The organism is Pseudobdellovibrionaceae bacterium (assembly GCA_020635075.1).
In the GTDB taxonomy this organism is placed as follows: Bacteria; Bdellovibrionota; Bdellovibrionia; order Bdellovibrionales; family UBA1609; genus JADZEO01.
Window position 1 is genome coordinate 785802 of the sequence record JACKAM010000002.1, and the last position, 13597, is coordinate 799398.

The window sequence follows — 13597 nt, forward strand, 5'->3', positions numbered from 1 at the left end:
AAAATCATGCGGTTTATTGCTTTTGATCTAGAAACAACAGGGACCCTGCCTGGGGTTGATCGTATCGTTGAAATCGGTGCGGTTCGCTTCGTGGATGGAAATGTAGACGCAGTATTTTCGACCTTGGTCGACCCACGTATTCCCATTCCGCCAGATGCCTCTCGGGTAAACAAGATCACCGACGACATGGTTCGCGGCAGACCGACAATTGATCGGTTGCTGGAGCCATTTGCTGACTTCTGTGGGGATGACGTCATCGTCGCTCATAACGCCATTTTTGATGCCCAGTTTTTGACATCAGATATTAAAAAATATGAATCGCGGGCACCCAAGGGCATCGTCATCGACACTTACACGATGGCAAAGAAGGTTTATCCTGGCTTGGCTAACTATCGATTAGGAACTCTGGTTCAACACCTCAGCATCGAATCCACAGACTTTCACCGCGCCGAGGAAGACGCCACCTATTGTGGTCGCTTGTTTATAGATATGGTCAAAAAAATAGCGGGGGCACCAAACTTGATGCCCCCAGTTGAGAACCTGATCAATCTCACAGGCCGAGCTGAGCTTTCTTTCCCACAGATTGAGCCACAGCCCAAACAGCTAGATTTGCTCGACGGATTATTGTGATTTTGAAATCAGTTGGACCTTAAGACCTGACCGCTCTTGAGCCACCAATAGATCTTGTTGCTCTTTTGAGGAGCTCGTTAGATCTTCCACCAAGCGACCAATCACCCGCTCTTGGCGACGAATTTCCTCGTCAATATTGAGGCTTCGTCCTTCCTCCCACTCTACGTCCAGTTCGGCCAGATTGTTTTCGTCCGCTTTCGCCCCCTCCGATAGTCCAGTCAGCAACAAGGCAAATGCGATCAATATCTTTTGGGCCCTTCTCATGGTTCCCCTCCCGGTTACCTTTTGATGTGACCCAGGAAGAGACGATTGAGGCTAACTCTGTGAATCTTTTTCAGCTCTTTTTCGCTCAAAGCTAATACAAGGCCTTATGAGCGATGGGAAGCCGTCTTCCGCGACCAAAGGCGTGGTCTGACACCTTCAATATAGGTGGCGCCTGCCAGCGCTTGAACTCCGTGGACATAAGAGATTTCAAAACTCTTTTTTCGACAGGTCCGTTTGGTGACTTCGCACCAACTACAAGTTTAGCCACGGCCGGATCGAGAAGATCATAGGGCGGCAAACTGTCCTCATCTTTCTGATTCGGTCGTAATTCCGCCGATGGCGGGCGCTCAATAATTTCCTTAGGAATCAACTCTCCCTGAGAGTTGTAGTGCCTGGCCAATGAGTATACCTGGGATTTCAGCAAATCCCCTATGACACAAAGACCTCCGCACAGGTCTCCATACAAAGTGCTGTAGCCCATCGCCAACTCACTTTTGTTACTTGTATTCAGGAGAAGGCTTCCTTCCCGATTCGCATAAGCCATTAGCAGCAGTCCGCGCAGGCGGGCTTGGATATTTTCGTGCATGACTCCGAATTCGGTTTTCCCAAAGCTTTCTTCCAAACTTGCGGCAAGGTGTTCATAGGCCCTATCAATGGGGATCTCAAACCACAACACCCCCAGATTGGTCGCCAGTTGGCGCGACCAATCAAGACTTTTTGGACTATTAAATGGTCCCGGCAGACCAATGCAAGTAACTTGATGAGGACCAAGCGCATCTGCTGCCAAACAGGCAACCACTGCTGAATCGATTCCCCCACTAAGGCCGAGGTGGACTCTCTTTAAACCCGTTTTGTCCACAAAATCCCGAATACCCAGAGTCAATGCCTGACGGATCTGTTCCTCGGCGAGGGGCGAAGTGTCGCGAAAGCCACCCTCTCCCGTTTTCAAGTCGATGACATTAAGATCTTCATTAAAGTGAATCGACTGAGCAACAATCTTTCCCGTCTTATCTGTCGCAAAACTCCCACCATCAAAAATCAATTCATCCTGGGCACCCACCATGTTGACATAGACGACCGGACACCTAAAGTTCCTGGCGGTTTCTTTGACAACTCTTCGGCGATTCTTTGCCTTCGACTCCGTAAATGGTGAAGCACTAAGGTTGATCACCAAATCAAACTTACCTTTGAGCTTCCTCAGCGGATTGTGGTCGTAATTGCTTTTTCCATTCGCGTCCGGCCAGGCCCAAATATCCTCGCAGATCGTGACCAATATTTTTTTACCTAGAATCGTAAAGTGGTTTTTTTCAATTTGCCCTGGCTCTATATGGCGGGCTTCGTCGAAAACATCATAGGTCGGCAGAAGTTGTTTGGGAAAAATCTTGAGTGGCTTCCCTTTTTGCAACAGGACGGCAGAGTTATGATAGGGCTTGCCCTTTGCCTTCGGGTTTTTAGTGATTGCTCCAACCACCACAGCAATTCCCGCGGGAATCTTCTGAGCAAGTTTTTTGAGCTCCCTCTCCTGACTGGTAACAATTGCCGGCCGCTCAAGTAGGTCAAACGGATGATAACCAAATAAACTGGCCTCTGGAAAAACCACCAAATCACAGCGACGATCCAAGGCCTTGCAACAATACTCGACAATCTTGTCCCTATTGCCGGCAAAGTCGCCTAGTATGGAATTGATCTGTGCAAGTGCGACGCGCATAAACTCAGTCCTACCCCACTGGGTATATTACACCCGCCTGGATAGAACAAGTTTTGGCTCGCACCTCAACCCATTACAGCTGCGGCGACTTCTCCGATTCCCTCTCCGGAAAGACAATCTTGGATTTATTGAGCCACTTTTCAATGGGCACTCTTCCGCTGAATCCATCATTATAGCTGTGCCAATAGTCGATTCCTCCTTCGGGATACTTCCAGCAGAAGTAACCGTCGCCACAATCGAAATCCACGAGCCATAGGCCCTTGGGTACCGCACCTAGCTTTTTGACTTTTTCATGCCAGCCTTGAATGAGTCCGTTGATCTCCTCTTCCATAGGAACAACCTGCTCGCTCTGTGGGTTCAAGGCCTCAAGCCTGCCCATCAAAGCCTCTACTCTTTGACTGTAATCCTGTGTGATTCTCCGAATGACCGGCAGCAATCCCTCTGCCTGGGCCAACGAAAAAATGCCCTCGCGATTAATCGCGATTATCCCCGTATCGAGCATCCCCTTCCCCCTCACGGCCTTTTTCAGCGGTTCCGTCTGAAGTTGCAATCCTCCCCTGGCCGTTGAAAATTTTCTCCCCCGATCCCCGAGGGGAGGCTCAATAAGTATATAATTCTGGCCGAATTTTGGCGTCTTTGTGCGTCATTCCCAGGATTTGCTGATTTGCAGCGCTTGGCCGCCGAGAAGGACAAAGAGGGCGATGAGGATACCTGCAATGATGAGCATGCGAAGGAAATTACCAATAGTCATTTCTTCCTCTTCCATCACCTGCTCACCGCTTGCTGGCTTACGGGTGATCTTCATTCGATCTTTACGAGTTTCCCGAGCATTTTCCTTTCGCTTTACATTGATCGGGGTCTTTTCTTCCTTTTCCTTTTCCTTGTCCTCAGAAAAGTAGAATCCCCTTTCGAATTTACTCTGCTTTTTGGCTGCCCGTTGGTTTGCATTGTTAAGTGCCGATGCCGGAAGGGAGGATTCAGAACTTCCTGTATAGATACTATCATCTTTTCCCCGACTGCCCCGGCCCCTACCACTTTTGCTCGAATTACTGTCCCACTGCCCATCGCGACCCATACCACCTCGGCCTCTACTTCGACCGCCAACACGGGTGTAAGCTCCTCGTCCCGAGTTTGCACCGCCGCTTAACCCCCCTTCACTCCCTTGAGTGGGCCCGGTCGGCCCGCCGCCGCCGCCACCACCGCCGCCGCCACCACCACCTCCACTGCCGGGTGGCGCCTGATAAGGCACACCGGCTGTGAACGTGAAGCTCGCGTAGAGCTGGCTGCAAGTACCACTATCCCCCTCGGAACCACCAACTCCGGGTAGCTCACCCGTTTCCATTAGGCATGAGAGGTAGCTTCCAAAATAGGAAGTGGCCCACGTGGCAAAGGCGCCGTGAAACTGGTAAAGCAAACCAAGAGCCACGGATACGACGACAACTAAGATCAAAATGTACTCGACCAAACCCTGCCCAGCCTGAGAACGCAAAAGTCCATCCGCCATCCCTTGGGATAGCCTTTTTCGTGAACAAGATTTTTCAGCCCAAACATCCATAAGTTTTGCTATGCTATTTGTTATGACTCATCGGCTTATTTTGAGATTCTCGTTAGCCCTGTGTTTGATAGGCCCCGCTGCTTATGGTGCTGGATCTCCAAAATCTGGTGAAAAACCAAGTCCTTCGGTGAGCCCGACCTCAAAACGGGAAGAGGCGGCCCGTCGGGCCTTTAGGGCTAAAAAATTCGACAAGGTGGCAAATTTACTGCTGAGCTACTCAAATGATATTAGTAAGCCCGCCCGGCTGATGCTTGCGGAGTCCCTGCACAATTTGAAAAAGTATGATGATGAAATTCGCGTCCTTGAGCTCAATCTTAAAGATGATTCTGATGACTACCTCACCTATGCGCGCATGGCAAAGGCGTACATTGAACTCAAAAAAAACGACGATGCCATCAATAGCTTTCGTCAGGCAATTCGCAAAAATCGCAAGTACCTTCCGGCCTATGAGGACTTGCTTTATTTGTTCGAAACTACAAACAACTACTACGAGGCTCGCCTGATCTTAAAAGATATGGTCAAAGTTTTTGGCGCCCGCAAGGAGTATCTGCATAAAATGTGTCGCATTGACTCTCTGGATGGTTACATCGACAGCGCCATAAAAGTTTGTCTAGAAGCGATTTTTACAGACACGGCCTACCCTGACTCCTATGTCTATTTGGCGAACAACTACCGAGACTCGGGAAAGCAAACAAAGGCCCAAAAAGCCTACTCCGATGCTGCCAAGAAGTTTCCGGACTCTGAGTTTGTGCAGAGTGCTGCGGGAAGATTTTTTTCTGAAAAAGAAAATCACCATGCGGCATTTCGATACTTTCGAAAGGCATCGAAGGCTGACCCAAAATCTGTGCGCGCCCTTCTTGGACTGGCCCAAAGTGCCCTGGAGATCGGTGAATACAAGGTCTCTCTCGACACTTTTATTTCAGCCTGCAATCTGGACAAGTCCATCGCTCCCGAATTCCGCCAGGCGGCAACCCAACTGAGGGTTAAACAGATCTATAAGTGGAGCGGCGACTTTGAGGCCAAATCGAATTTATGCCGCCTTAACAACCCTTAGTGTCTAGTTGTTTGACAGCGTTTCACGATGAAACGTCAAATGTTCTAAATTTTAGACACCCGAAAGAGATTTCTTGAGCGTTTTCCAACCTATGCTAGAATTAGATATAGCGTTTCTCACGTCATCTTACCGCTAACCTGCGGGCCGTATTTTCGCATATCGACTTTCATATTCAAAATCAACGCTTAGACCTTTGGGAAGGTGTTATCCAAGGGCTTATGTAGCGGACGTCTTGGTCCGATACATTTATCAGAAGGGGAGTGCTATGAAAAAAGTGAAGCACATCGCAAAAAAGTTGTGGAACGACGAATCCGGCCAGGGAGCTACTGAGTATATCCTTTTGCTCGTGGTTGTTGTGGCATTGGTGATGATTTTCCGTCCGCAGATCGAGCAGATTGTAAACGACAAGCTCGGACAACTGTCATCTGCAATCGGCGGTTTCAACCCCAACTGATTTGACCCATGGGTCTGATCGGAAAGTGGATTCTCGGAGGCTTCACGGAAGGGAAGCCTCGTCTGCGTTTAAGGGGTTAGCTCCAAGAGAGGGGGTTTAATCAATGACGGTTGAGTTGGTTCTCCTAATGAGCCTTTATGCCTTTATTGTCATGGGCGTCTTCCTTGGCGATGTCGGACCTATTGAAACTTTCAAACGCTCCGCGCCCCGGTTGGGTGCGAGAGTGGAGCGAAACGTCTCCACTGGATGGGGGTTTCGTAAGGCCACCGACGGCGACAAAGTCAACTGGGTAAAACCCGGAGGAGGGGGTCCTTAAGTGGTTCAGACGATGGTATCACTGGGTCTTCCCACTTTTATCCTCCTCGCCGGCATGGTTGATGATCTGCGTTCGCGCAAGGTTCACAACTGGCTCACTGTCGGGTTGGCGGTTCTTGCCCTTTTGGTGGTTGGAATTGTGTTCAAGCTTCCTGGGATTCAACAAGGAGCGCTCGGCGCAAGCTTGGCATTGGCTCTTTGTTTACCCTTGTTTTTGGCCGGAATCATGGGAGGCGGAGACCTAAAGCTCTTTACCGCCTTTGGCTTGGCTACCGATTGGAACACCGTATTTTGGGTCCTTATTTTCTCTTTTATTTGGGGAGCCCTACTCGGAATCTTTCGCGCTGTACTTTCCGGGAAAGGACGCGTGCTAGTTAAAAATACCCTAGCACTCCTTTCCCGGAACGTAGATCGCTCAACCTTGGAGCTACAGAAAGTTCCTTATACGGTCGCGCTCTTTTTTGGGTGGCTGACTCAGATGTCCCTGGTCCACGGCGGGGGCCTGCCATGGTGAGAAAGACGCTGAACCAGTCGGGACAGATGGTGGTCGAGATGCTCCTGCTCATGACTGTGCTCTTTGGAGTTACGTTTGCAATTTCGGCCTATTTTAAAAATGACGAGGTTTTTTCCAAGCTCATTTCGGGCCCATGGCAAAACCTCTCTGGCATGATTCAAAACGGTGTTTGGGCACCTCCGGCAACAGCGATGAAAAACCATCCCAATCACCACAGTCGACATGTTTCGATAAAAGGAGCAAGTGCTCAATGAACCAGTTAAGGCGCAAGATTCAAAAGTCTGAAAAAGGAATCATTACCGTTGATTTCCTATTCGCCTTTACTTTGGTCATGGGTTTTGGTGCCCTTATGTTTTCTCTGGCACTAACCTTAACCGTGGTTGAAGTCACCCAGTACATTACATTTGCATCTGCACGGACTTATTATGCTTCTCATATTGCGCCCCCGGCCCAGGAAGCTTTGGCTGCACAGAAGTATGCGGAGCTAACCACCAACAATACATTTGGCCCACTCTTTACTAATGGCTGGTTCTCCATCGAAAACCCGCCAAATATCGGCGATCTGTCTCAACTGTTTCCCGACTACCAGCCTACAAATGCTGGGGATCCAAATTTGTTTTGGGGCGTTGGTACGACATTCGTGGCGCGAATGCTGGACTTCCGCATCCCCTTCTATGGCTCAACGACATCTGAAGGGGACGGCTCGGGCGACGGCTTCACAACATTTGTCGGCTCTTACCTCGGGCGCGAAGTCACCACCAATGAGTGCATTAACTTTTCACGTGATCGCTGGAAGGCCGTACGAACACTTCCTGGCGGCGGCGTCGGCTACGGTACAAATACCTCTGACGCTGGCTATGTCACCTTTACGGATAATGGGTGTTGAGATGACAAAACAAACCCGTAAATCCAAAGCACTCAGGAACCAAAGAGGAATGGCAACAATAGAAGCCCTTCCCCTGATAGTAATTTTTGTTGTTTTGATGAGCTATGGCCTGGGGATGTATGGTGTGATTCACACCGCCGTCCTTCAATCCATTGCCGCCCGGACCTATGCCTTTGAAACCTTTCGCAATCGCACGGACTTAAGTATGTTCCGGGAAAACTTGAGTGGACTCTCCGACCCCCAACACACCAGACACTTTAAGATTCGCTTTCACGCTGTGTTGTCGGATGATCCACAAAGTTCTGCAGAGTTCTATGCAACCGAGCGCCCCCTGGCCGTAGGTCGGCAGGTGGCGGGAGCTGGGCGAACTTTCCAGAACCATAATTTAAATATTTTTAATCTCGCTCCGAGAAATGAAGTGGTGGAGGTTAGTCCCGTCTGGATCATGGTCGGGTACGGCATCTGCCTGGACATGAACTGTGGAGATTAGAAATTAAAAGGAGCTTAGTGTAATGAATCAGAACGAAACCAGAACACTATGGATCAGCGTGGCCGCGGCCCTTTTCGCTGTCTTTCTCCTTTATAGTTACACTCAGGAAAAGAGTGCGGAGCTTACTAAGAAGTTTGGAACCAAAAAGCGGGTTGTGGTCGCCAACCAGGACATCAATGAAATGGCGACTATCGATGATACCATGCTTCAGGTGGTGGAGCGTCCTGTAGACTTTATTGAACCTACCGCCATTGATAAGCCGGAGTATGCCGTCGGAAAAGTGGCACTGGCGCCGATCAAAAAGGACGAACAGCTGCTCGAAAGTAAAATTATGGAGCCCGGTCCGGTGACCGGCCTTTCCTTGCAAGTGGCCCCCAGCAAGCGCGCAGTCACAATTCCCGTGGACGAGATGCGTGGAGTTGGTAAGCTACTAAAGCCCGGCGACCGCATTGATGTCGTCGCCGCACTCGACGTAGGAAAGGGACCCGCTCAGAAGCGCGAAGTAAAGACCATCATGCAAGATGTGGTCATCCTCGCCACCGGCCTCAAGATTGTTAATGAGCTCCCGCGGCTTTATGAAAAACTTGGTCGGGACGAATACATCAAGAACATTCGCGGCGATACGACCTTTACCAATATTACCGTTGAAGCATCTCCCGGTGAAGCACAGGACCTCATTTATATTCTGTCTACGTCTCCCGGGTCTTTGTTCTTAACGCTAAGGCATCCCAGTGACCACACTAAGAAGCGTATTGCCTCTTCGACAATTGAATCTGTTCTTGGGAAGGTAACATCTCCCCTTCTAACCCAACAAGTTCGTGAACCTGCTGCTGCACCACCGCCTGCTCCGCCTAAGCAGAAGAAAAGCAAGGGTCCGTGGAAGGACCTGTAAGGAAAGTCGTGTATGATTTTATCTATGGTCGGTTGGACATTTAGAATTAAAGAGCCCAAGGTCTCACTGGTCTTGGTCCTTAGCTACGTGATCTTTGGGATCGGTCTGATGCTCCCGCAGCCAAGTGCGGAGGCGCAGGCCGCCAAGAAGAGCAATCACCCCGTAAAATATCTTTCACTTTCAGTGGGCGTTTATCACGACGAACCTATCCCGGGAGCCGCCTCGGCAGTAAAACAGGGTGGAACCTACAAGGGCAAAATCAAACTCCAGTACAACCCTGAAACCAAGGTTCTTCGGTTTTACCCAAAACAAAAAGGTTCCGCGACGGTCATCATTCAGGACCCGGCCACGGGACGAATCAATTATGAATTTCGAGTAGACGTCAAAAAGACAGATCTCTATAAGATCGCTCGCGAAATCCGCAATCTCCTTGGAGACATTGAGGGAATCACTATTAAGATCATTAACAGCAAGGTCATTGTTGACGGACAAATCCTTCTCCCTCGGGACATGGCCCGTATCCACTCCGTTGTAAAGCAATACGGAGGGGCTGCCGACACCCTGGTTGTCCTAAGCCCGGTTGCACAAAGAAAAATCGCCGAGCTGATCGAACGCGACGTCAACAACCCTGAAATCACCGTTCGCGCAGTGAATGGTAAGTTCATCCTTGAGGGCTTTGCCAACGACAAGGCAGAGAAGGATCGAGCTGAGATTATTGCTAAGACTTATGTCCCCGACGTGGTGGTTGACACGGCAGAGGCTGACAAGAAGATCCTGCCACGAAAAGTGGATGTGGTGATTAACCTGATCAAAATCAAGCCAGCTCCCGCCCAAGAGCCAAGAAAGATTGTCCAACTTGTTGTTCATTACGTTGAGCTACAGAAGGACTATACAAAGGGATTTAGATTTCAATGGACGCCCGATATTGGCGATGGTTCCAGCTTGCAGTTCTCTACGGGAGGCCGATCTCCAGGTGGCGTTGTAGCTACAATTACGGGTACGATTTCCAACCTTCTCCCTAAACTCAATTGGGCGAAGGAGCATGGTCATGCTAGAGTTTTGCAGAGTTCAAGTCTGATTGTTCAGGACGGCAATCCAGGGATCATCAATTCAATTTCCCGCCTCCCCTACCAAATCGTGAACGCCGAGGGACAGCCCTCTACGAATTTTGAGGAAACTGGTATTCGCACCAATATTTCTCCGCAGATCTTAGGTGCCCGATCTGACAGTGTTCAGTTGAAAATGAATTTTGCCGTCAAGAGCCTGGTCTCTTACACGGACGCTGGCCCTTTGACTAGTTCACGTGAGATTCAGACAGTTATTGTGGTCCGAAGCGGTGCGAGCGCCGCTGTGGGTGGTCTAATCACCAACGATAGTGGAACAAACTACAACAAGCTCCCTCCTAATGCGAGTCGCAATCCCATTATCTCCTTGTACGCGTCAAAGGACTTCAGACGGAACCAAAGTCAGTTTGTTGTCTTTGTCACGCCGATCATCAAGAGCTCTGCCAGTGCGGGATCAGAGAAGATCAAGAGGAAGTTCCGACTTAACGACTAAGGTGCAGTAACCAACCCTTAGTCTGGCCTGCAAACCGTCATCAGGACTTGGATCAGGATGAAATGTTTCCGATAGGATTTCGGGGGTCGAACATTGGCTGTTAATCAGGCTTGTCATTTAATTTGTGTCATGGGCGGCAAGGGCGGCGTGGGAAAAAGTGTATTTGCCGCAAACTTCGCCTTTACTCTCATGTTTGAAATGAGAGCCAAGACTCTGCTTATAGATTTGGACGCAAAAAGCTGTGGTGACCAAAACGTCATCACCGGGATTCGCCCGCAGAAAACCGCCATCGATATCGCAAATTTTGCCAGTACCATAAATGCCAACACATTGAATACTCTGGTTTCCCCCCACCCAACAGGGTTGCACTTTATTGGAGCGGTCCAAACTCCGGACCAAACCCTGGATGTACCCCCCGATCTTTTTCGTAAACAATTGTTCGCCATTAGCCAGCACTATAAGTTTATTGTCGTTGATATTGGCTGCGACATGACCCCCCTGCAAATGGGAATGATCGAAGATTCTAGTGCCGTAATCATTGTCACCACTCCGGAGGTTTTGGCGGTAAATCAAACCCGTAAGGCCATGAACGACCTTATGGCGGCTACGGTGCCGGCAGATCTATTTCAAATTGTTCTGAATAAAGTCTCTCGCACAGGCCTTGATCCACGGGCTATATCTCAAGGATTACGTCGACCAATCGTCGGTAGCATTCCTCAAGACGAGACGACGGCTTATGGGGCCCTACAGAGGTCAACCCCTTTCGTATTGACCGCGCAAAATACGCCCCTTGCGGCTGCCTACCATGAGATTTCACGCAAGCTCACGGGTGGTATCCTGCAAAAACTCAAGGCACTTACGAGGCCGCAAAATCTTCAAGCCGCCATGGCCCCAGCTCCAGGCGCGGCCGCACAGCTTCAGTCAGGCCCCTCTTCAATGGTCCAACGGGGTGCCAAAGGCCCCAAGCAGCTTGACCCCCTGACTCTACTCAAAATGCAGATCCACACCGAGCTCATTAAGGAGATGGATCTAAAGAAGGATTTGACAGGAACCAAGGGTGATCCGGCCAAGGAAAAGGAACTGAGAACGAAGACCACTAGGGTCATTACCCAGCTGGTGGATAAACTCGGTCATGGACTTCCCCGCGATCAAAGATCCCGAATCATCAAAGAAGTTCTGGATGAGGCCCTCGGCCTTGGACCTCTTGAGGATCTTCTGGCCGATCCTGGTGTAACAGAGATCATGGTCAATGGCTGCGACAAGATTTACGTTGAAAAGGGCGGAAAGCTTACGCTCAGCACAGTGACCTTTACCTCCAATCTTCAGCTTCGCAACGTTATCGAGCGAATCGTCACCCCACTGGGCCGACGCATTGACGAGAAGACCCCCTATTGCGATGCGCGCCTGGCCGATGGAAGCCGGGTGAATGCCGTTATTGAGCCCTTGGCCATTGATGGACCGGCCCTTACAATCCGGAAATTCCCCAGTGATCGCATTACCTCTGATGACTATGTCAATCGCTTCAACTCACTCACTCAGCCCATGGTGGACTTCCTTAAAATCTGCGTTGAACAGGGCCTTAATATCATTATCTCAGGTGGTACTGGATCTGGTAAGACAACTTTGCTGAACGTCTTGTCTACGTTTATTCCCACCAACGAACGCATTATCACAGTAGAGGACGCTGCCGAACTCCAGCTTAAGCAAGAACATGTTGTCCGCCTTGAGACCAGGCCTGCCAACATGGAGGGAACTGGCGAAATCACCATTCGCGATCTAGTGCGCAACTCGCTGCGGATGCGCCCAGACCGAATTGTGGTTGGTGAGTGTCGAGATGGTGCCGCATTAGATATGCTGGCGGCCATGAATACAGGTCATGATGGTTCAATGACCACCGTTCACGCCAACAATCCCCGGGAAGGCATTTCTCGTCTGGAAACCCTTTGTCTAATGGCCGGAATGGATCTGCCCGTAAGAGCAATTCGCGAACAAATTGCCGGTGCCGTTAACATGATTGTACAGATCTCGCGCCTGAGTGACGGCAGCCGCAGAGTCACTAGCATTACGGAAGTTGTCGGCATGCAGGGCGAGACGGTAACTCTTCAGGAAATCTTTCGCTTCAAGGAAGAGGGCTTCGATAAAAACCGTAAAATTGTTGGTACCTTCCAGGCCATGGGCCTAATACCCACATTTATTGAGAAATTCGAAGCTCGGGGTGTTACCATTCCAAGAAATCTCTTTACCACCAGCGCCGCCGACTCAGCTTCCCGCCAGACCCCAAAACCTGCTGGCTTGGCGCGCCCACGAATCGGAGCACCATCCGGGACTCCTCGCATCACCCGTCCCAATCCGGTCAAGAAAACCGGTAGCGGAGGTGACAACACGTGAGCGTAATCTTTGGCAACGACATTATCGTAGTATTTCTTTTTGGAGCTGCGGTTTTTGTGTTTTCGTATCTTATGTCTGATCGCCTTCTCGCTAAGCTTCATGATCGGAGCATGGGAAACCGAGAAGAAGTGCTCCGCCTTATGGACATGATGTTTGTCGAGGCCGACAAGCGCAAGGTGACGATCCTTATGTTTATGTTGAGTTTCGGCTTGGGAGCCTTAGTGTTTTTGGTTTTCTGGCCAAGTCTCTTACCAGGAATTATTTTCGGTGGTGCCGTCACAGTTGCCGGATGGTCGATTCCTAAAAACGTTATGAAGGCCCTGTGGGAAAAGCGATGCAACCGCTTTGTTGATCAAATGGTCGATGGCCTTACCATCATGTCCAATGGTGTGAAAAGCGGCCTCGGTCTTGCCCAGTCGATGGAGCGCGTGGTTTCCAATATGGCCGGTCCCATTGCTCAGGAGTTCTCTCTTGTTCTCAACAAGATCCGACTGGGAATGTCGATTGAAGACGCTCTCAATGAATTAGGTGATCGAATTCCCCGACAGGATGTGCAAATGTTTGTTACGGCAGTGAACATTCTCAAGGAGACTGGTGGCAATTTAGCCGAAACTTTTTCCACGATTGTGACCACCATACGCGAGCGACAAAAAGTTGAAAAGAAAATCCAGGCAATGACCGCCCAGGGCCTGATGCAGGCTGTGATTATTACCTTGGTCCCGTTTGTGCTCTTAATCATTTTTCTCGTCATCGATCCGAATTATGTGAAGCCCTTGTTTTCCACGCCTTTGGGCCTGGTTGCACTGGCCATCATGCTTACTCTGCAAGTAATCGGTGGAGTGATGATGAAAAAGATTGTTACTATTAAGGTATGAGGTACGTGTGAGGAG

At 49.9% G+C, this 13597-nt stretch carries 16 protein-coding genes; 12 read left to right on the forward strand and 4 right to left on the reverse strand.

The features are described 5' to 3' along the window. The first annotated feature begins 6 nt into the window (after positions 1–6). The gene (locus H6624_13445; protein MCB9085347.1) at positions 7–630 is read left to right on the forward strand and encodes a 3'-5' exonuclease; all 624 of its coding nucleotides are present in this window, start codon (positions 7–9) and stop codon (positions 628–630) included. Here H6624_13445 and H6624_13450 read toward each other — a convergent pair. The 4 genes from H6624_13450 to H6624_13465 all read right to left on the reverse strand — a co-directional run bounded on the left by H6624_13450 (position 622) and on the right by H6624_13465 (position 4091). Continuing rightward, a complete protein-coding gene (locus H6624_13450) occupies positions 622–894 on the reverse strand; it encodes a hypothetical protein (protein ID MCB9085348.1) in 273 nt (90 codons plus the stop codon). The genes H6624_13445 and H6624_13450 overlap by 9 nt on opposite strands. A 91-nt stretch (positions 895–985) precedes the next feature. Beyond that, complete coding sequence (locus tag H6624_13455) at positions 986–2602, reverse strand: NAD+ synthase (GenBank protein ID MCB9085349.1); 1617 nt, start codon at positions 2600–2602, stop codon at positions 986–988. Between the two features lie 73 nt (positions 2603–2675). Next, positions 2676–3104: a DUF2203 domain-containing protein gene (locus tag H6624_13460; GenBank protein MCB9085350.1), complete on the reverse strand. Its 429-nt coding sequence runs from the start codon at positions 3102–3104 to the stop codon at positions 2676–2678. 141 nt (positions 3105–3245) lie between these two features. Then, positions 3246–4091 carry a hypothetical protein gene (locus tag H6624_13465; protein MCB9085351.1) on the reverse strand — a complete coding sequence of 282 codons (846 nt, stop codon included), beginning with the start codon at positions 4089–4091 and terminating at the stop codon, positions 3246–3248. 76 nt (positions 4092–4167) lie between these two features. On the opposite strand from H6624_13465, the gene H6624_13470 reads away from it, so the two are divergent. The 11 genes from H6624_13470 (at position 4168) to H6624_13520 (ending at position 13582) form a co-directional block, all read left to right on the forward strand. Then, positions 4168–5211, forward strand: coding sequence for a tetratricopeptide repeat protein (locus H6624_13470; GenBank protein ID MCB9085352.1), 1044 nt, complete (start codon positions 4168–4170; stop codon positions 5209–5211). 265 nt (positions 5212–5476) lie between these two features. Then, a complete protein-coding gene (locus H6624_13475; protein MCB9085353.1) occupies positions 5477–5665 on the forward strand; it encodes a hypothetical protein in 189 nt (62 codons plus the stop codon). Between the two features lie 103 nt (positions 5666–5768). After that, positions 5769–5981 (forward strand): hypothetical protein, encoded by a 213-nt coding sequence (locus H6624_13480; GenBank protein ID MCB9085354.1) that lies wholly within the window; start codon positions 5769–5771, stop codon positions 5979–5981. Next, positions 5982–6494, forward strand: coding sequence for a prepilin peptidase (locus tag H6624_13485; protein MCB9085355.1), 513 nt, complete (start codon positions 5982–5984; stop codon positions 6492–6494). Beyond that, positions 6488–6748 carry a hypothetical protein gene (locus tag H6624_13490; GenBank protein MCB9085356.1) on the forward strand — a complete coding sequence of 87 codons (261 nt, stop codon included), beginning with the start codon at positions 6488–6490 and terminating at the stop codon, positions 6746–6748. The genes H6624_13485 and H6624_13490 overlap by 7 nt, the downstream gene beginning before the upstream one ends. Then, positions 6745–7380 carry a hypothetical protein gene (locus H6624_13495; GenBank protein MCB9085357.1) on the forward strand — a complete coding sequence of 212 codons (636 nt, stop codon included), beginning with the start codon at positions 6745–6747 and terminating at the stop codon, positions 7378–7380. Before H6624_13490 ends, H6624_13495 begins: the two co-directional genes overlap by 4 nt. 49 nt (positions 7381–7429) lie before the next feature. Next, entirely contained in the window at positions 7430–7870 is a 441-nt protein-coding gene (locus tag H6624_13500; protein MCB9085358.1) for a hypothetical protein, read from the forward strand. A 22-nt stretch (positions 7871–7892) separates the two neighbouring features. Further along, positions 7893–8762 carry a Flp pilus assembly protein CpaB gene (gene cpaB, locus H6624_13505; GenBank protein MCB9085359.1) on the forward strand — a complete coding sequence of 290 codons (870 nt, stop codon included), beginning with the start codon at positions 7893–7895 and terminating at the stop codon, positions 8760–8762. A gap of 12 nt (positions 8763–8774) precedes the next feature. After that, entirely contained in the window at positions 8775–10319 is a 1545-nt protein-coding gene (locus H6624_13510; GenBank protein ID MCB9085360.1) for a pilus assembly protein, read from the forward strand. 129 nt (positions 10320–10448) lie between these two features. Further along, positions 10449–12707, forward strand: coding sequence for a Flp pilus assembly complex ATPase component TadA (gene tadA / locus H6624_13515; GenBank protein MCB9085361.1), 2259 nt, complete (start codon positions 10449–10451; stop codon positions 12705–12707). A 71-nt stretch (positions 12708–12778) separates the two neighbouring features. After that, positions 12779–13582, forward strand: coding sequence for a type II secretion system F family protein (locus H6624_13520; protein ID MCB9085362.1), 804 nt, complete (start codon positions 12779–12781; stop codon positions 13580–13582). Positions 13583–13597 lie beyond the last annotated feature (15 nt).